The organism is Brevibacillus porteri (genome assembly GCF_003013475.1).
In the GTDB taxonomy this organism is placed as follows: Bacteria; Bacillota; Bacilli; order Brevibacillales; family Brevibacillaceae; genus Brevibacillus; species Brevibacillus porteri.
This window is the reverse complement of sequence record NZ_PXZO01000033.1, coordinates 25,869-43,986: the sequence shown is the minus strand read 5'-3', so window position 1 is coordinate 43,986 and position 18,118 is coordinate 25,869. Positions and strand designations below refer to the sequence as shown.

Genomic DNA, 18,118 nt, shown 5'->3' with positions numbered 1-18,118 from the left:
CATAATTATGTTATAATTCATGAAAGAACAAGGTCATGAAAAAGGAGAGAAACCGTCTATGTTGTATGCCGCATTTTTGCCAATCGTGAATCAAGAGCTGAATGCTCAAGTAAGACCTGCGCATCTTACGTATATCAATGATTTGTACAAGCAGGGAAAAGTGATCATGGCAGGACCCTTCACAGATAAGCTTGGCGGATTGGTTATTTACAAAGCGGATTCTCTGGAAGAAGCTCGCAAATTGGCTGAGGCTGATCCAGTTGTCGTGGAAGGCGCAAGGACGTTGGAGTTACGTGAATGGAGCCCGTTAGAGCTTCCTTTGTCCTAAATGTGGCTCTGGCAAGAATGAGAATTGGTAGTCGGAGGCATACTTAGCGAAGAATCCGAATAAAGGAGGGAACAGCCTTGAAACGTATTCCATTCGTTTTGATAGCGGCTGTACTCGCATTCTCGCTAAGTGCCTGTGGTACCAGCAAGCAAACACAGCCGCCAGCACAACAACCAGCGACAGAAACGCCGGCAGCCGAAAAACCAGCAACAGAAACACCTTCGACGACGCCATCCGGCAGCTATGATGCAGCAACTGCAGAAACCATGTTCAAAAATACCTGTGCAGGCTGCCACGGACAGACGCTGGAAGGGGCAGTTGGACCGAACTTGCAAAAGATCGGTAGTCAGTTGAACAAGGAGCAGATCCTGGGCATTTTGGAAAAAGGAAAAGGATCAATGCCTCCTGGTCTCGTCAAAGGAAAAGATGCAGAAAACATCGCTGCATGGTTAGCGGACAAAAAGTAAACAGGGCAACAAACCAGCGCTTGAGCAATCGGGCGCTTTTTTCTTTGGACGTAAAAAAGTTTTTTTGTTGTATTCCAAATGGATTTTTATTATTATTCATGTATAAAAATACGGAATGAGATAAAGGGGAGAGAGCATGGTTCGGGTCGGGATTGTTGGAGCAACGGGGTATGGTGGCGCGGAGTTGATCCGTCTTTTGGCTGGGCATCCGCATGTTGAGATCGCAAATTTATATTCAAGTTCATCAGAAGGAGAAAGCTTGGAAAAATCGTTTCCACATGCAGCTGGGCTCGGATTGCCGACATTGTCACCGATTGATGCAGACAGCATGAGCGGTGTGAACGATTTGATCTTCCTCGCTACGCCTGCGGGAGTAAGTAGCGGGCTGTCTCCGAAGCTGGTCGAAAAAGGCGTAAAGGTCATTGATTTATCCGGGGATTTTCGTCTGGAAAACGGTGCGGTCTACCAAAAGTGGTACAAACATGAGCCTGCCCCTTCCCAATGGGTAGAAGCGGCGGTTTACGGTTTAACCGAGTGGAATCAAGAGCAAGTGGCGGGTGCCTGTCTCATAGCAAATCCAGGCTGCTATCCCACTGCTACGCTCCTCGCCCTGCTTCCGCTGGTAAAGACAGGCTGGGTACAGCCTAACAGTTGGATCGTCGATGCCAAATCAGGTGTGTCTGGCGCTGGACGTGGAGTATCGCTCGGTGTTCATTACAGCGAGAGTAATGAAAGCATCCATGCTTATAAAGTGGCGAGTCATCAGCATACACCAGAGATTGAACAGGAGCTGCATAAACAAAGCGGGGAAGAGACGCTTGTTCAATTTACGCCGCATCTGGTGCCGATGACCCGAGGGATTTTAGTCACGGCTTACGGACAACTAACCACTGATGTCACTCAAGCGCAAATCCAGGAGCTATATGAAGCTACTTATGCGGATAAGCCTTTTGTGCGTGTACGTCCTGCAGGCAGTCATCCACATACAAAAGAAGTTTATGGCTCCAATTACTGCGATATCGCCATCCATGTTGATCAGCGCACGAAGCGTGTTATCTTGCTGTCGGTCATCGATAACATGATGAAGGGCGCGGCTGGTCAAGCTGTGCAAAACATGAATGTCATGTTTGATTTGCCTGAGAAAACGGGCTTGCCGCTCGTACCAGTATACCCGTAGAGGAGGAGAGCAGATGCAAGGAATTGTCGTGATCAAATGTGGCGGAAGCACTATGGATCAGCTACCTGACTCTTTCTTTCAGGCGATTGCTGGACTGCAGGCGCAAGGACAAGAGATCGTCATCGTCCACGGGGGCGGACCTGCTATTAACAGTATGCTTGATCGAGTTCAGATCACTCCGCAATTTGTCGATGGGCTTCGTGTTACCTGCGAGGACACGCTGCGTGTGGTAGAGATGGTCTTGTGCGGCAGTATCAACAAGGCGCTGGTAAAAAGGCTGACGCAGGCAGGAGCCAAGGCGTGGGGAGTTAGTGGCATCGATGGTCAGACTCTTTTGGCAACAAAAACGTCAAAGCCACTCGGGTGGGTAGGAGAAATCAAGAAGGCTGATACGACCATTCCGAAAGCGATTCTTGGGCAGGGCTATGTCCCAGTGATTGCTCCCCTTTCCGTTAGTGAAGATGGCACAGAGACATTTAATGTCAATGCTGATGTAGCCGCAGGAGCGATTGCAGCTGCACTCAGCGCCGAAAAACTGATCATGGTGACAGACGTTCCGGGCATCATGCAGCCTCAGCCAGACGGAACCAAAGCAGTAGTGCCAGCTACAAGTGCAGAAGAGATACAGGAAATGATTCAGGCAGAGATTATTACTGGTGGAATGATTCCGAAGGTTCAGGCAGCTCTCGACGCTCTCGGACAGGGCGTGGAGCAGGTAGTCATCTGCCGGGGAACCGCTGATGATCTGCTCGGTGTTTGTGCGGGGCAGGGAGTTGGGACAACCGTACGTATGAATGTCAATTACGCTTAGGTGAGGAGGAAAATGAATATGCATACAACTACAGCGCCTGTGCATCTCATGAATAACTATGCGAGATGGCCAATCAGTTTGGTAAAAGGACAAGGAAACCAGGTGTGGGATGATCAAGGCAAGCAATATCTCGATTTTACCTCAGGAATTGCCGTGACCTCACTAGGGCATGTCCCGCCAAAAGTAACGGCAAAGCTGCACGAACAGCTCGATACGTTGTGGCACTGCTCGAATCTGGTGCATGTTCCTCAGCAAGAAATTTTGGCGGAAAAACTGAGCCGTCTGTCTGGACTGGATCAGGCTTTTTTCTGCAACAGTGGGGCGGAGGCGAATGAAGGCTTGATCAAGCTCGCTCGCCGCTATGCACAAAAAATAAAAGGGACCGACCGTTACGAAATCATCAGCTTTGAACAGTCTTTTCATGGACGGACATTGGCTACCCTGACGGCTACTGGACAGGAAAAGGTGAAGGACGGATTCGCACCATTGCCGCAAGGATTTGTCACCGTTCCTTACAACGACCTCGATGCAGTCAAGTCAGCCATTACAGACAAGACATGCGCGATTATGCTGGAGCTGGTCCAGGGAGAAGGTGGCGTACATCCAGCAGAAGAGGCCTGGGTGAAGGCGCTGCGTGAATTGTGCGATGCGCACGGATTGCTCCTGTTAATCGATGAGATACAGACTGGGATTGGTCGCACGGGTACATGGTTTGCCTTCCAGCAATATGGCGTGAAGCCAGATGCGATTTCATTGGCAAAAGGCTTGGGAAGTGGGTTCCCGATTGGAGCTGTCGTCGCGACTAAGGAAGTAGCAGAAGCGTTTGCTCCAGGTACGCATGGTACTACTTTTGGCGGGAATCCATTGGCAGCAACTGCTGGAATCGCGACGCTTACGACGATGGAAGAAGAGCAGATTTTGGAGCGGGTAGCCCATATCCATGATGTATTGATCAAAGAGCTGGAGAAGCTCAAGGCAGAGCATCCAGACAAAGTGGTTACGGTTCGGGGAAAAGGATTGCTTCTCGGTGTGGAACTAACGATTCCTGCTGGTGAGCTGGTCGCGTATGCACGGGAAAAAGGAGTCATTCTGCTGATGGCTGGTCCACAAGTAGTGAGACTCTTGCCTTCGTTTGTAACGACCGATGATGAAGTAAAGCAGGCCATTGACGTATTAAGCGAGGCACTGTTTCAGGTTTAGATGAAAAAGCAAAGAATGCAACGAGTGGAAGTGGTCAAAAAACTCGTTGCATTTTTATAATCTCAAATGTATATTAATACAAAAGGTTGCATAAATTTTCGGTAAGAGCGATCAGGCCGGTGCCCATTGGAGAGGAGTGGCTTTATAGATGGATAGAGAGAATCAAGCGTTAGGTACAGGATATTTAACGCTGGAGAGCGGTGAGGTTTTTACAGGGAAGCTGTATGGCGCCCCCATTAACGGATTCGGAGAAGTGGTTTTTCATACAGGAATGACAGGATATCAAGAGGTGATGACAGACCCTTCTTTTGCAGGGCAAATCGTTACCTTCACGTATCCCTTGATCGGAAACTACGGGATCAACGAAAAGGATTATGAGGCAGCCAAGCCAGCTTTGACAGGGATGATTGTCAGCGAGCTATGCACAGAGCCAAGCCATTACGAATCAAACATGACTTTGGCCCAAGCGGCAGAAGCATTTGGGTTCCCGATCCTTGCAGGGATTGATACGCGAACGATTACAAAGCGCGTCCGCCAAGACGGTACCGTATTCGGTGTCATTTCCGATCAGCCTATGCAGGTGGAGGAAGTTGTGTCCCTGCGCTACAAGCACGCCAAGAAATCATTAGTTGCCAACGTATCCAGACAGCAGGTGGAGCGGTATCCGGGAACAGGCGAGCATGTCGTCTTGATTGACCTCGGCATGAAGCAATCGATTTTGGATGCACTTCTCGAACAGGGCTGCCGTGTCACGGTCGTTCCATTTGATACGAGTTTTGCCCAAATCAATGCTCTCGCACCAGACGGCTTGTTGTTTTCCAATGGGCCTGGCGATCCGGAGCATTTGCTTGCGTATTGCAGCGAATGGCGTAAAGCCGTGGAGCAGTACCCGACATTAGGCATCTGCTTGGGGCATCAAGTATTGGCATTGATGTACGGCGGCAAGACAGAAAAGCTCGCATACGGTCACCGCGGTAGCAATCATCCGGTCAAAGATCTGATGACTGGGAAAGTATACATGAGTTCACAAAATCACGGGTACGTGGTCAAGGAAGAGTCTCTGGATAAACGTCAGTTAACGGTTTCCTATCGCAATGTCAATGACGGTTCAGTCGAAGGATTACGTCACGTTAGTCTGCCTGTTTTCAGTGTGCAGTTCCATCCAGAAGCACATCCGGGCCCTAGTGATACATCCCACATTTTCCACCAATTCTTGCAGTCGATGCGCGTAGTAGGAGCGAAGAGATATGCCTAAATTGCCACACATTCATAAAGTATTGGTCATCGGTTCTGGTCCGATCGTCATCGGGCAGGCAGCGGAATTTGATTATGCAGGTGCACAGGCTTGCCTTTCCCTAAAGGAGGCCGGCGTGCAGGTCGTGCTGGTGAATAACAATCCAGCTACGATCATGACAGATGAACAAGTAGCGGACAAAGTATATCTGGAGCCGCTCACGGTGGAATCCGTGACAGCTATTATCGCAAAAGAGCGTCCCGATGGCCTCTTACCTACGTTAGGCGGCCAAACGGGACTTAATCTTGCTGTTTCGCTGGCAGAAGCGGGTGTGTTGGAAAAGTACAACGTCCAACTGTTGGGTACGCCGCTGGCTGCCATTCAAAACGGGGAAGACCGTGAGCTGTTCAAGCAATTGATGCAAAAAATCGGAGAGCCTGTTCCAGAGAGCGATACAGTCGAATCTGTAGAAGCAGCAATCGAGTTTGCGAACACTATAGGCTATCCCGTGATTGTCCGTCCTGCTTATACACTCGGAGGAGCAGGCGGCGGGATCGCAGGGGATGAAGCGTCCTTGCGCAAAGTTGCAGCGGGTGGCATTGCAGCTAGCCCAATCGGTCAGGTATTGATTGAGCGCAGTGTAAAAGGCTGGAAAGAGATTGAATACGAGGTCATGCGGGACGCAAATGACACCTGCATAATCGTGTGCAATATGGAAAATTTGGATCCAGTAGGTATTCATACGGGAGACAGTATTGTCGTCGCGCCATCTCAGACGCTGACAGATCGCCAGTACCAAATGCTGCGCAGCGTATCAACGAAAGTGATTCGTTCGCTAGGGGTAGTAGGCGGTTGCAATATTCAATTTGCGCTTGATCCGAATTCCGATCGGTATGTGCTGATCGAAGTAAATCCTCGTGTAAGCCGTTCAAGTGCGTTGGCATCCAAAGCAACAGGTTATCCAATCGCGCGGATCGCCGCCAAGCTCGCACTAGGTTACGGGCTGGATGAGGTACTCAATCCAATCACAGGCTATACGTACGCTAGTTTTGAACCAGCGTTGGACTACATCGTTGTCAAAATCCCGCGCTTCCCATTTGACAAATTCCCGCTGGCAGACCGCAAGCTGGGGACCCAAATGAAAGCGACTGGCGAGGTCATGTCGATCGCCCGCAATCTGGAAGCAGGACTTTTGAAGGCAGTTCGCTCCCTGGAACAGGGCTGCACACATTTGACTCGATCAGAGCTGGCCTCCTGGACACGTGACGAGCTTGCACATTCCTTGCAAGAAGCAACTGATATCAGACTGTTTGTTTTTGCCGAGGCGATCCGCAAAGGCTTTACAGAAAGTGAGCTGCACAGTCTGACTGGTGTCGATCCGTTTTTCTTGCGGAGCTTGCGTAAAATCGTGGATTTGGAAGTAGAGCTGTCTTGCCACGATCGGAAAACACTGACCCCTGAGCTGTTGTTGGAAGCAAAGCGTCGCGGGTTTGCCGATGAAACCATTGCTTCACTGGTAGGTGCTTCACCTGCCGAAATCAAATCATTGCGTCAAGAATCGGGCATTACGCCTACTTATAAAATCGTGGACACTTGTGCAGCAGAATTTGATGCCCAAACCCCTTACTACTATTCGGATTGGCAAGGAATAGATGAGGTCGAGTCACTGTCTGGACGCAAAGTACTGGTACTTGGCTCAGGTCCCATTCGCATCGGTCAGGGTATCGAGTTTGACTACTGCTCCGTGCATGCAGCCAAAGCGCTTCAGGCAAGCGGTATTGCGGCTGTCGTTGTGAACAACAACCCAGAGACGGTCAGCACTGACTATGAAACAGCAGACCATCTTTATTTTGAACCGCTTCACGTAGAAGACGTGTTGCATATCGCAGAACGCGAACAGGTTGAGGGCGTCATGGTTCAGTTCGGCGGTCAAACCGCGATCAATCTGGCCGCTAAGCTGGAGCACGCGGGGCTGAAAGTAATGGGTACGTCGCTTACAGCCATCGAACGTGCGGAGGACCGCGAGCTGTTTTACGCTATGCTGCGCAAGCTGGACATTCCGCATATCCCCGGTAAAGGAGTATCGACCTTGGAGGATGCGACCGTGATTGCGGAGGAAATCGGCTTCCCTGTTTTGATGCGACCTTCGTACGTCATCGGCGGGCAAGGTATGGTAGTCGTCCACAATATCGACGAGCTGAAAGCGACCATTCACGACTGGCTGAACCATCCGGACATGAGTATGTTTTTCCCACTCCTTGTGGATAAATACGTTCCAGGTAAGGAAGCAGAAGTAGATGCGGTATGCGACGGACAATCTGTCATTATCCCAGGGATTTTCCAGCATGTGGAGAGAGCGGGAATCCACTCAGGCGACAGTGTAGCCTTGTTCCCGGCTCCTCAGCTGACAGATGACAGCAAGCAAAAAATCGCGAGCTATACAGAAGCAATCGCGAGAGAAATGGAAGCGGTGGGGTTAATCAATATCCAGTTCGTCATTGATGGTGAAACGGTTTATGTACTGGAGGTAAATCCTCGTGCTTCACGGACCGTACCGATTACGAGCAAAGTGACTGGCATCCCGATGGTTCAACTGGCAGTGCGCGCACAATTGGGTGAAAAGTTGTCAGAGATGGGCTACGGTACAGGGCTTTTGCCAGAGATTCCTTTTGCAGTCGTCAAGGCGCCAGTCTTCTCCACGATCAAGCTGAACGGCGTAGACCCGGTACTAGGTCCAGAGATGAAATCGACGGGAGAAGTTCTCGGCTTGGGGTATTCTTTCGAAGAGGCAGCAGGCAAAGCCTTTGCTTTCAAAGACAATTTGTACGGCGACTGGCAAAAAGGTCAGTTAGTTATGATTTCTCTGGCAGATGGAGATAAGCAGGACGGCATAAGAGAGTCGATTGGACAAATTCAAGCAGACGGTGCCAATCTGGCAGCGACTCCGGGAACGGCCAAGTGGCTTGCAGCCGAAGGAATTGTCGTGAAGCATGTCGTGGCAGATGAAACGGCGTGGATCGAGCTATTGCAAAAGGAAGAAGCGGCCGTCGCACTTGTTACTGCGACGAAAGGCAATCGTCAGGGCCGGACAGGATTTGCTCTGCGAAGCCGTATGGTACAACAAGGTGTGCCGTTGTTCTCCGCTGTCGATACGTTCGAGTTATACGTGAAGTCTATTATGAAGAAAAGAGGTGGCTCGCATGCAGCCAGTGAAGATATTGGAACACTTTCAAAACTTGCCGTTACAAAAGCATAAAGGAAAAGATTTCTTACGCATCGATGAATTCAACGGGGAAGAATTGATGGAGCTGCTCCATCTGTCTGCTCACGTCAAGCAATTGCAAAAGCTGGGACAGCCATTCCAGCCTTTGCAAGGCAAGACGTTGGGGATGATCTTTGACAAGGCTTCGACCCGTACGCGCGTCTCCTTTGAAGTAGGGATGCATCAGTTGGGTGGCCTAGGGATGTTCATGAGCGGAAAAGAGCTACAGCTCGGACGCGGGGAGCCGATCAGCGACACAGCAAAAGTTCTCTCTCGGTACGTGGATGCCATCATGATTCGCACCTTTTCCCACTCTTATGTAGAAGAGCTTGCTGAGCACGCTTCGATCCCCATTATCAATGGCTTGACCGATCTGTACCATCCTTGTCAGGCATTGGCTGATCTGCTGACGATCTGGGAGCATAAAGGCAAGCTGAAAGGAGTCAAGCTCGCCTATGTAGGAGACGGCAACAACGTGGCGAACTCACTGGTGCTGGGCGCAGCCCTGCTAGGTCTGGATGTGCGGGTGGCGACTCCGGCAGGCTACGAAATGGATGCAACAATTGTCGCAAAAGCTACAGAATATGCGAAACAAGGCGGTGGAAACATGATGGTGACCACCGATCCGATAGAGGCTGTCATGGGGGCAGATGCAGTATACACGGACGTTTGGACTAGTATGGGTTTTGAAGAAGAAAATGAGGTGCGATTGAAAGCATTTGCCGACTATCAAGTGAACGAAAAGTTGGTAGCAGCGGCAAATCGTGATTATCTCTTCTTGCATTGCTTGCCAGCACATCGTGGGGAAGAAGTGACAACAGGGGTTATCGACGGATCGCGCTCTGTCATTTTCGATCAGGCTGAAAATAGATTGCACGCACAAAAGGCGATATTGGCGGCGCTGGTGTGAACATAGTTCTAGTTAAATAGAACTATCTGTAATTAAATCGAATAGACTATGAATCTATGATTGCCGAATTTTGTCACTTATGTGTAAAATAAAGGTAAGAAAGAAGCAAAGAAGTACGGACTGTATCTGGTCGCTTGGTCCGTATGGAGCCAGTAGCGAATCCAACCTTTTCCATAATGGAAAAGGAAAGAAGAGCAGGGGTTGTACTTGGTCGCTTGGCCTCTGCATCACGGACAGTAGCGAAGCCAGCTTTCTCCACTATGCCTGAAGGGGGGAAAAGAAAATGAAAAAATGGTTCGCGGCAATTATGATGGTGGTAGCAATCGTAGCAGCTACTTCTGCAAACTTCCATATTGGATAATAAGCGTATTGGAGAAACAAACACCGCTTGGCTGAGTGGTGTTTTTTCTTCAAGCTTGGAGGAAACAACATGCTATTGGATGTTATTGCCCTATCTTTTCTCGTAGCATTGCTGCGAGGGGGAAGAATCAAGGATTTTCCTAAATTCAAGCAAATAAAACTTCTTGTCGTTACCATACTGCTCCAAGCTTGTGCGGTCTTATTCCCTGCGATCGGTGGCATTTTCATATCGATCGCGTATGTGTTTATTTTGGCTTTCCTCGTTTTTAATCGAGAATTTGAGGATATGCGGATATTTTTAATCGGCTGGTTTCTGAATGCGATTGCAATTTGGTCTAACAATGGGAAAATGCCCATTGATTTAGTTCAAGCAGCAAAGCTTCCTTATGATTTAGAGCCGGTTATAAACGGAACGAATTTCAAGCATAGTGTATTGACGGAAAGTTCAAATTTTCCGTTTTTGACGGATGTCATCTACATGCCATCTATCATTCCTCGGATTATTAGCATCGGCGATATTTTTATTATGCTAGGCGCCTTTTTACTTGTTCAGCGATTGATGAATAAACCCATTTCATTACTACAACTTCGCGAAGGTAAAAGTTATGCGACAAAAAACTGATTATGCAAATTGGATAAAGGGGATTGTTGTACAGGTTGGATTTGTCATTGCAGCAATCTATATTTTTTACACATCTTCATCTGAATGGGCAGTTCGTGAGCATTGGGGGGTATTATCTACCTATACTCTCCTGACCATTTTCTCCTGTTTTGCTCCCGTGCGTATATCGAATACGATTTTAACAGTGAACAATGCTGTAATCTTTTCGGGTATCTTGTTGTACGGCGTATGGGTCGGAGTATGGGCTGCTGTTATTGAATCTTTAATCATTGCTTTCTTGGTAAGGTTTAATCCGCTAAAAGCTATCATTAATATTGGGCAATTGTTAATGACGATATGGACAGTAGCGTTTTTGAAGGATTGGATCGAGGGCTTCGGAACCGTTTCTCCTATTATTAGCGATTTGATTTTGGCTGTGGTTTATTGGTTTGTGAACCTGATTTTATGTGGATTGGGTATCTCCTATTTTCATCAAATGACCTGGGCGCGAACCGTAAAGATGATGGCAAAAGGATTTACCTCGACTTACTTGCTGCTTTTAATTTTAGCCGGAGTAGGTTCCCGCTTAGTAGAGTCATATGGCCCGCTACCACTAATTCCTATGATGATTGCGTTTATTACGATCAGTTACGTATTTCATCATTACTATGACAACCTCCAAAGGCTTCAGCAAAAAGTAGAAGAGGTCAAATCATTCAATCACAACTTCTTAACGACGATGGCTGCTTCCATTGACGCACGAGATCGCTACACAAGTGGACATTCTCAGCGTGTAGCTTACTGGGGAAGAGAAATTGCGAGAGATATTGGTTTGTCCGAACGCAAAGTGGAGGATGTTTATATCGGGGGAATCCTGCACGACATTGGAAAAATCGGCATTGAAGACGAAATTCTCAATAAAAAAGGAAAGCTGACCCCGGAAGAGTACGACAAGATCAAGCAGCACACAGTCATTGGCTACGAAATTATTTTGCAAGCAGGGATGTTCAACGAATTGCTTCCTGCGATCCGCTCCCATCATGAGCGAATAGACGGAAGGGGATACCCGGATGGTTTAGCTGGGGATGAGATTCCGTTGATGGCGAGAATTTTAGCCATTTCAGACGCTTTCGATGCGATGGTTGCGGACAGGCCTTATCGAAAAGGTTTGCCTGTGGAGGAAGCGCTTCAAGAAATCAGACGGGGCTCTGGTACCCAATTTGATCCGATATTGGCGGAGCATTTTATCAGAATCGTTCAGCGACTGCCGTACGAAGAGTTGCAAAGCATTATCGGAATAGAGTCCATCCCACAAAAACAGTTACAGGAGGCAATCAGATGAGCTGCCCCTTGTAACTGTTTTTATTCGTTTACGACCATATGCGGACGATCTCTCTGGTTTCTAAATGGCAGGTAAGCTTGAATACATCCGGATTGCTTAATTTCTCCCAATCGTGAAAGCCAAAGCGGTCATCGATTGATTTCATGAGCAAGGCCAGCAGGCATCCGTGGCTAACAAGCACGATTTCTTTGTGCGCATCTGCCAAAATCTCAGTGAGCAACGAATTTGCCCGGTTGATAGCAGTGAGACTGGATTCGCCCCCTTCGAATTCAAGAGTCAGGTCATCGAACGTATCGCGCAGTCGCTCGAACCAATCTTCACGTGCCACTCCGCTAAGGACGCGCTCGACCAAACGCGCGTCTTCTTCAACCACGATTCCGCGCTCCTGTGCAAGAGGCTGGATGGTAGCAATCGCCCGATGATATGGACTCGAAATGATTCGATCAATGGGGGAATCTGCGAAGAAGGTGGCAAGCTCCCGGGCTTGTACTTCTCCCTTTTCCGTGAGCAGAGCTTCGGGTTCTTGGCCCGCAGCCTGACAATGACGTACCAAATAAATTGTTTTCATAATCCCTCCAACAGACTTCTCCTATGTAATTCTTCCTTTCACTCATTCTCTACCTTGGATTCGTTTTCCTTTCAATCGCACAACGTTTATGCATAAACAGACAATGAGTATGCATAAAAACAAGATACTCTTTATGCGAGAAATGTATAATTTCTTTGCATTCCTGTTTTTGTCTGCGAATTCACAAGAAATATACAATAAAAATAGTTGTATTTTTATTAGTTCGTTTGTATAATTACTCGCATGAGAGAAACTTCGAAACGGGGAGAGAGAATGATGGCAAAAGAAAAAATTGTGTTGGCCTATTCAGGCGGTTTAGATACATCGGTAGCAATTAAATGGTTGCAAGATACGTATAACTACGATGTCATTGCAGTTGCATTGGATGTGGGGGAAGGGAAAGATCTCGATTTCGTACAGAAAAAAGCATTGCAGGTAGGGGCATTGAAATCAATCGTAGTGGATGCAAAAGATGCATTCGCAGAAGAATTCGTATTGCCAGCTTTGAAGGCAAACGCCATGTACGAAGGGAAGTATCCGCTGGTGTCTGCACTGTCGCGTTACTTGATTTCGCGCGTGCTGGTTGAAATCGCGGAAAAAGAAGGCGCGGTAGCTGTCGCACACGGTTGCACAGGAAAAGGAAACGACCAGGTACGTTTCGATGTTTCCTTTACAGCGTTGAACCCGGATATCAAAATCGTGGCGCCGGTTCGGGAATGGGGCTGGACGCGTGACGAAGAGATTGAATATGCGAAAAAGAACAATATCCCGATCCCAATCGATCTGGACAATCCATACAGCATTGACCAAAACTTGTGGGGCAGAAGCTGCGAGTGCGGTGTTCTGGAAGATCCATGGGCTGCTCCTCCAGAAGGTGCATACGATTTGACGAAGTCAATCACGGATGCACCAGACGAGGCAGAAGAAATCGAAATCGCCTTCGTGCAAGGGAAGCCAACTGCATTGAACGGCGAAGAGCTCCCGCTGGCTGAGCTGATTCTCAAGCTGAACAAAATCGCTGGAAACCATGGTGTAGGCCGTATCGACCATGTGGAAAACCGTTTGGTGGGCATCAAATCTCGCGAAGTTTACGAGACACCGGCTGCAACTACTTTGATTTTGGCTCACCGTGAGCTGGAATTCTTGACGCAACCACGTGAGGTCGCCCAGTTCAAACCGATTGTCGAGCAAAAACTGGCGCAAGTGATTTACGAGGGTCTCTGGTTTTCGCCGATTCGCAATGCTGTTCAGGCATTCATTGAAGAAACGCAAAAACACGTAACGGGTGTCGTACGTGTGAAGCTGCACAAAGGACATGCGATCGTTGTAGGCCGCACCTCTGCATCGTCTCTCTACAGCCATGAGCTGGCGACTTACAATGCAGGTGACCAATTCGACCACAAAGCAGCACTCGGTTTTATCAAGCTGTGGGGTCTGCCAACAAAGGTATACGCACAGGTAAACGAGGGTGTACTGCACGAGAATAAAAACACGGCCATTAAGATTTTGGATGAAAAGGATGCGATCAAGCAATGAAACTCTGGGGAGGACGCTTCACGAAGCCGACGAATCAACTCGTAGAAGAGTATACTGCTTCTATTTCTTTCGACCAGAAAATGTGGCGACAGGACATCGTCGGAAGCCTGGCTCATGTTGCCATGTTGGGCAAGTGCGGCATCCTGCCGATGGAGGAAGTAAGACAGATCATCGCTGGCTTGAAAAAGGTAAAAGAGAAAATTGAGCGCGGGCAAGCTGAGTTTCTCGTTGCGCACGAAGATGTGCATATGAATATTGAAAAGATGCTGATTGAAGAGATCGGTCCGGTGGGGGGCAAACTCCACACCGGTCGCAGCCGCAATGATCAGGTTGCATTAGATATGCACCTGTACCTCAGAGAAAAGCTGATGGAGATTATCCAATTGGCGATGTATTTGCAAGAGGCATTGCTCGAGCAAGCGAGCCAGCATCTCGATACCGTCATGCCAGGCTATACACATTTGCAGCGTGCGCAACCAGTATTGTTTGGCTATCACCTGATGGCGTATGTGTCCATGCTGCAACGCGATATCGAACGGATGACCGAGACGTGGAAGCGTGTGAATGTGCTGCCGCTTGGAGCAGGTGCCCTCGCAGGTACGACATTCCCGATTGACCGCACGTTTGTAGCGGAATTGCTGCAATTTGATGGTATCTATCAAAACAGCATGGATGCAGTGAGTGATCGTGATTTCATTGTCGAATTTTTGGCTGATGCTTCTTTGGTCATGACCCATCTTTCCCGTCTGTGCGAAGAACTCGTCATCTGGAGCAGTCAGGAATTCTCTTTTGTGGAGCTAGACGATGCATTTTGCACGGGGTCCAGTATCATGCCGCAAAAGAAAAATCCTGATGTAGCAGAGCTGGTTCGCGGAAAAACAGGGCGTGTTTACGGCAATCTATTTGGATTGTTGACCGTATTGAAAGGTTTGCCGCTGGCTTACAACAAGGACATGCAAGAAGATAAAGAAGGCATGTTCGATACGGTAACTACCATTCATGGTGCGCTAGCGTTGCTCACGCCGATGATTAAGACGATGCAAGTCAAAGCAGATCGCATGCGTCAAGCAGTTACCAACGATTTTTCCAATGCGACAGACTTGGCAGATTATTTGGTTCGCAAAGACATGCCGTTCCGTCAGGCGCATGAAGTCGTAGGGAGAACCGTCTTGTACTGCATCGAACAGCAAAAGTATCTTCTCGATCTGACCTTGGAAGAATTCCAGAGCTTCTCAGAGGCTATTGGGGCAGATGTGTATGACGCTCTCGCTGTTGAGACAGTTGTCAATGCACGCAACGTGCTGGGTGGGACCGCTCGTAATCAGGTAGAAGTACAAATGGATTGGTACCGCAAGCAACTGGTAGAAACACATGCTTGGGTAAACAAAAACAGTCAAAAGGTCATGATTGAATCCCTGATCGATGTCGGTTCACCTGCATAAAAACGTACTTGTAGGTAAAGCAAAAACCCCAGAGCTTTGGGGTTTTTTTGCGTTCTATCCTTATCTACCGACTATTTTCGAATCAAAGCCTAATGCAGTTGCGTACGCAAGAGGCAGCTCCATGCGGGCTGTCTTTAAAGGATCGACGACCTGACAGATACGCAAATCTCCCGCAGCGGAGAGCAAGAAGGTGGCTTCGGCTTTTTCTACTCCCAGCTCTTCGTGTAGAAATTGTACCATGTTGATTACCGCTCGATCCGCTGCCTTGTCCAGCTCTTTTTCCGATGCAATCGTGATCAGGTGCTCTTGGTTGACTGCCATCGGTAGCGGCCACTGTTTTCCTTTTATCACATCGAGCTTTACGGTTACTTCCCCAGCAATTTCCACGCCACATACAGCTACTTCACCGTCAGCCATTGCAGCATGAAGGTCACCCAGGGCAAATAATGCGCCGGGAACATTTACGGGTAAAAGCAATGTAGTACCTTCGCGCATTTGCTTGCAGTCCATGTTGCCGCCGTGATCGCCTGGCGTACCGCATGAAATGGCTTCTTTGGCAGGAGCTGTTCCAATTACGCCAATCATGGGATTGATTGGAACCTGAAGCTTGTCTGACAATACAGCTTGTCCATCTTGTATCGGAATCATTTTGATTACATTTTCTTGCAGGTCGAATCCCATTACACCCAGTTCTGGTCCAGTAACCATTACACCTTGATTTTTAATCTCAATTTTCTGAATATTAACAACCAAAATATCGCCTGGTTCTGTTCCTTCTATATAAATAGGTCCGGAAGCGGGGTTGATCCGATTCCAATCAAGCTCTTGAAACACGGTGTCAGCTGATTGGATTTGGTCCTCGAAGCAATCGCAGGTTTCAACCGTTACGATACTGCCTGCTTCTACCTTCAAGACTGGCTGATTCTCAGGAGACATGGCATAAATCACGTCCTGCTTTTTTACTCTGTACATAGTTGCAGTCCTCCAGTCCATTTCGAAATTTACATATATTTCTTTATCATAGCATGAAATGCCTATGTGTTTAGCGCCGATTCATGGAGGAAATAATTGTACAAAGGAATCGAAGGCCTAAAGAGAGCAGGGAGCAATCATGCAAGAGAGCTACAAGATCAGTCCTCGTCAACTATTGATGCTCGTCACCCTTGTTACCATTGGGGACTCCGTTCTCGTCCTACCTGGCATGACGGCTGCACTCGCTAAACACGATGCGTGGATATCTGTCTTAATCGGGCTTGTGGTGGGACTGCTCAATATTGTCTTACTCATAGCGGTGGGGAAGCTTTGTCGGAGTCAAAACTTTTTCACCTTCGTTGATCAAACCGTTGGGAGAGTATTAGGAACGATCATTACACTCTCGTTTATTAGCTATACGCTGTTTTCAGCAGGGGCGCATGTGATGGAAATTGGCGACTTTGTTGGCACGCATCTATTAGTCTCGACTCCAAGATTCGCGATACAGCTGTTGTTTGTCATTGTGATTATGTTTGGTGTGAGTTTGGGACTGCAAACAGTCGCAGAATCGGCAGAAATCTATTTTGTCTGGTTCTTTTTCTTTTTTGTTTTACTCATGATTACTCTGCTGCCACAGGCGGAAATATCGAGAATTTCACCTGTTTTTGAAAATGGGTGGAAGCCTATTTTGCAGGGATCTACGGCTGCAATTGCCTTTCCTTATTCAGAGCTGGTCATTTTTATGGCGGTTCTTCCGTTCGTCTCGCCCATCCAAAAACGGATGAGATCATTTTTCTTGGGGACATTGCTTGGGGGAATTGTGCTGTTCATCATCATGCTGATGTGCATCCTTGTTTTGGGGGCAGATCAGACTGCGCGGCATTTTTATCCGACCTATGTTCTCATCAAACAGTTGAAGCTCGGGGATTTCATTCAGCGGCTAGAAGCGATTATCGCGGTGATCTGGTTTATCGCAGTGAGCGTCAAAATTACGCTGTATTGCCTGTTTTTTCATTTGGGAATCCGTCACGTCTTTCGAATCGACAACTTCAAGGTTCTAATCTTTCCGTACATCATTTTGCTCATGGTGATGTCCACGATTTTCTCACCCAATATCGTCGTCTTTGGCGACATCATTTCGAAGTACTGGCCATTCTATGATTTTACTTATAGCTTCGGTGTACCGTTGGTGCTGTTATGCGCGCATACAATTAGGAAAAGATCATTAGGACAGTAAAAAAGTGAGAAGTAGAGAGCTTAACTAGTGGAACTACTACCACTCCTAATGAACAGAGAAAAGTTAAATTGTATTGATAAGACAATCAATAGTAAAACAAAAATGACCCATATGAGAAGCACTATACTAAAGTGTCCATCATACGGGTCATATTTTTATTTAATATACTGATTTTGTAAAAGCACTATTATTTTTTTGTAACTGATACACTCCAAGAGTTTCCAGTTGGATTTCCGTTCTTTAATTGAATAACTAAGTTTTTGCCTGTTGCGTTTGCTTTCAAAACAGAGTTTTTATCTACTGATACAGTTGCTTCCATTTGATCTGGGTCACCTGGAAACACAGAATAAGTATAACCTTTTGGAAGTTGATAAGTTCCGCCAACTTTAAGAGATACTGAAACAGGGTCAGCGGCAGCTTGAGCAAAATAAGTCGCGTTTTCAGAAGCATTCGCTACTTGAACTCCGAAGAGAAGCGGTACAGCGAGTGTAGCTGTGAATATAAGCTGACTGATTTTCATAAAACTTATACCTCCGAAAATTAAAAATTTTCCATTTAAAACAGGAATATCCAAATATTAGCATTATATCAATTTCATGTAAAGTGCAATTTGGTAAAATTAACCATTTTTATTATGTACATTTTTGTGGTTTCATAGGTAATGTTTTTTG

The 18,118-nt window shown here is 47.5% G+C and carries 16 protein-coding genes; 13 read left to right on the top strand and 3 right to left on the bottom strand.

The genetic code is table 11. The features are described from left to right. Positions 1-58: 58 nt before the first annotated feature. From C7R92_RS17510 to C7R92_RS17465, 10 genes are all read left to right on the top strand, one after another. On the top strand, positions 59-328 hold the full coding sequence (locus C7R92_RS17510) for a YciI family protein (protein ID WP_106835131.1): 270 nt from the start codon (positions 59-61) through the stop codon (positions 326-328). Between the two features lie 77 nt (positions 329-405). Further along, positions 406-795: a c-type cytochrome gene (locus C7R92_RS17505; RefSeq protein WP_069850817.1), complete on the top strand. Its 390-nt coding sequence runs from the start codon at positions 406-408 to the stop codon at positions 793-795. Positions 796-931: 136 nt separating this feature from the next. Next, entirely contained in the window at positions 932-1,972 is a 1,041-nt protein-coding gene (gene argC, locus C7R92_RS17500) for an N-acetyl-gamma-glutamyl-phosphate reductase (RefSeq protein ID WP_106835130.1), read from the top strand. A gap of 13 nt (positions 1,973-1,985) precedes the next feature. Further along, positions 1,986-2,783, top strand: coding sequence for an acetylglutamate kinase (argB, locus tag C7R92_RS17495; RefSeq protein WP_069850812.1), 798 nt, complete (start codon positions 1,986-1,988; stop codon positions 2,781-2,783). Positions 2,784-2,801: 18 nt separating this feature from the next. After that, positions 2,802-3,983 (top strand): aspartate aminotransferase family protein, encoded by a 1,182-nt coding sequence (locus C7R92_RS17490; protein WP_106835129.1) that lies wholly within the window; start codon positions 2,802-2,804, stop codon positions 3,981-3,983. A 148-nt stretch (positions 3,984-4,131) separates the two neighbouring features. Next, complete coding sequence (locus C7R92_RS17485; protein WP_106835128.1) at positions 4,132-5,238, top strand: carbamoyl phosphate synthase small subunit; 1,107 nt, start codon at positions 4,132-4,134, stop codon at positions 5,236-5,238. Continuing rightward, entirely contained in the window at positions 5,231-8,473 is a 3,243-nt protein-coding gene (gene carB, locus C7R92_RS17480; protein ID WP_106835127.1) for a carbamoyl-phosphate synthase (glutamine-hydrolyzing) large subunit, read from the top strand. The genes C7R92_RS17485 and carB overlap by 8 nt, the downstream gene beginning before the upstream one ends. Continuing rightward, positions 8,418-9,389: an ornithine carbamoyltransferase gene (gene argF, locus C7R92_RS17475; RefSeq protein ID WP_106835126.1), complete on the top strand. Its 972-nt coding sequence runs from the start codon at positions 8,418-8,420 to the stop codon at positions 9,387-9,389. Before carB ends, argF begins: the two co-directional genes overlap by 56 nt. 430 nt (positions 9,390-9,819) lie before the next feature. Then, a complete protein-coding gene (locus C7R92_RS17470; RefSeq protein WP_106835125.1) occupies positions 9,820-10,371 on the top strand; it encodes a DUF5317 family protein in 552 nt (183 codons plus the stop codon). After that, positions 10,355-11,692 carry an HD-GYP domain-containing protein gene (locus C7R92_RS17465; RefSeq protein WP_017252248.1) on the top strand — a complete coding sequence of 446 codons (1,338 nt, stop codon included), beginning with the start codon at positions 10,355-10,357 and terminating at the stop codon, positions 11,690-11,692. Before C7R92_RS17470 ends, C7R92_RS17465 begins: the two co-directional genes overlap by 17 nt. Positions 11,693-11,720: 28 nt before the next feature. Here the strand turns inward: C7R92_RS17465 and C7R92_RS17460 are convergent, their stop codons facing one another. Further along, positions 11,721-12,260 carry a histidine phosphatase family protein gene (locus C7R92_RS17460; RefSeq protein WP_106835124.1) on the bottom strand — a complete coding sequence of 180 codons (540 nt, stop codon included), beginning with the start codon at positions 12,258-12,260 and terminating at the stop codon, positions 11,721-11,723. A 276-nt stretch (positions 12,261-12,536) separates the two neighbouring features. On the opposite strand from C7R92_RS17460, the gene C7R92_RS17455 reads away from it, so the two are divergent. After that, on the top strand, positions 12,537-13,796 hold the full coding sequence (locus C7R92_RS17455) for an argininosuccinate synthase (protein ID WP_069850800.1): 1,260 nt from the start codon (positions 12,537-12,539) through the stop codon (positions 13,794-13,796). After that, positions 13,793-15,238 (top strand): argininosuccinate lyase, encoded by a 1,446-nt coding sequence (gene argH / locus C7R92_RS17450; RefSeq protein WP_106835123.1) that lies wholly within the window; start codon positions 13,793-13,795, stop codon positions 15,236-15,238. Before C7R92_RS17455 ends, argH begins: the two co-directional genes overlap by 4 nt. Before the next feature lie 60 nt (positions 15,239-15,298). On the opposite strand, the gene C7R92_RS17445 is transcribed toward argH, so the two are convergent. Then, positions 15,299-16,210, bottom strand: a complete 912-nt coding sequence (locus tag C7R92_RS17445; protein ID WP_106835122.1) for an acetamidase/formamidase family protein — start codon at positions 16,208-16,210, stop codon at positions 15,299-15,301. A gap of 139 nt (positions 16,211-16,349) precedes the next feature. Here C7R92_RS17445 and C7R92_RS17440 point away from each other — a divergent pair, with 139 nt between their 5' ends. After that, positions 16,350-17,447, top strand: a complete 1,098-nt coding sequence (locus C7R92_RS17440) for a GerAB/ArcD/ProY family transporter (RefSeq protein ID WP_106835121.1) — start codon at positions 16,350-16,352, stop codon at positions 17,445-17,447. 187 nt (positions 17,448-17,634) lie between these two features. Here the strand turns inward: C7R92_RS17440 and C7R92_RS17435 are convergent, their stop codons facing one another. Continuing rightward, a complete protein-coding gene (locus C7R92_RS17435) occupies positions 17,635-17,967 on the bottom strand; it encodes a hypothetical protein (RefSeq protein WP_106835120.1) in 333 nt (110 codons plus the stop codon). Positions 17,968-18,118 lie beyond the last annotated feature (151 nt).

Bases quoted from the DNA above. Each gene is read 5' to 3' on its own strand.
- C7R92_RS17440 (WP_106835121.1), top strand. From the start codon at position 16,350: ATGCAAGAGAGCTACAAGATCAGTCCTCGTCAACTATTGATGCTCGTC.
- argC (WP_106835130.1), top strand. From the start codon at position 932: ATGGTTCGGGTCGGGATTGTTGGAGCAACGGGGTATGGTGGCGCGGAG.
- argF (WP_106835126.1), top strand. From the start codon at position 8,418: ATGCAGCCAGTGAAGATATTGGAACACTTTCAAAACTTGCCGTTACAA.
- C7R92_RS17470 (WP_106835125.1), top strand. From the start codon at position 9,820: ATGCTATTGGATGTTATTGCCCTATCTTTTCTCGTAGCATTGCTGCGA.
- C7R92_RS17445 (WP_106835122.1), bottom strand. From the start codon at position 16,210: ATGTACAGAGTAAAAAAGCAGGACGTGATTTATGCCATGTCTCCTGAG.
- C7R92_RS17465 (WP_017252248.1), top strand. From the start codon at position 10,355: ATGCGACAAAAAACTGATTATGCAAATTGGATAAAGGGGATTGTTGTA.
- C7R92_RS17510 (WP_106835131.1), top strand. From the start codon at position 59: ATGTTGTATGCCGCATTTTTGCCAATCGTGAATCAAGAGCTGAATGCT.
- C7R92_RS17485 (WP_106835128.1), top strand. From the start codon at position 4,132: ATGGATAGAGAGAATCAAGCGTTAGGTACAGGATATTTAACGCTGGAG.
- C7R92_RS17490 (WP_106835129.1), top strand. From the start codon at position 2,802: ATGCATACAACTACAGCGCCTGTGCATCTCATGAATAACTATGCGAGA.
- argH (WP_106835123.1), top strand. From the start codon at position 13,793: ATGAAACTCTGGGGAGGACGCTTCACGAAGCCGACGAATCAACTCGTA.
- C7R92_RS17460 (WP_106835124.1), bottom strand. From the start codon at position 12,260: ATGAAAACAATTTATTTGGTACGTCATTGTCAGGCTGCGGGCCAAGAA.
- C7R92_RS17455 (WP_069850800.1), top strand. From the start codon at position 12,537: ATGGCAAAAGAAAAAATTGTGTTGGCCTATTCAGGCGGTTTAGATACA.
- C7R92_RS17435 (WP_106835120.1), bottom strand. From the start codon at position 17,967: ATGAAAATCAGTCAGCTTATATTCACAGCTACACTCGCTGTACCGCTT.
- argB (WP_069850812.1), top strand. From the start codon at position 1,986: ATGCAAGGAATTGTCGTGATCAAATGTGGCGGAAGCACTATGGATCAG.
- carB (WP_106835127.1), top strand. From the start codon at position 5,231: ATGCCTAAATTGCCACACATTCATAAAGTATTGGTCATCGGTTCTGGT.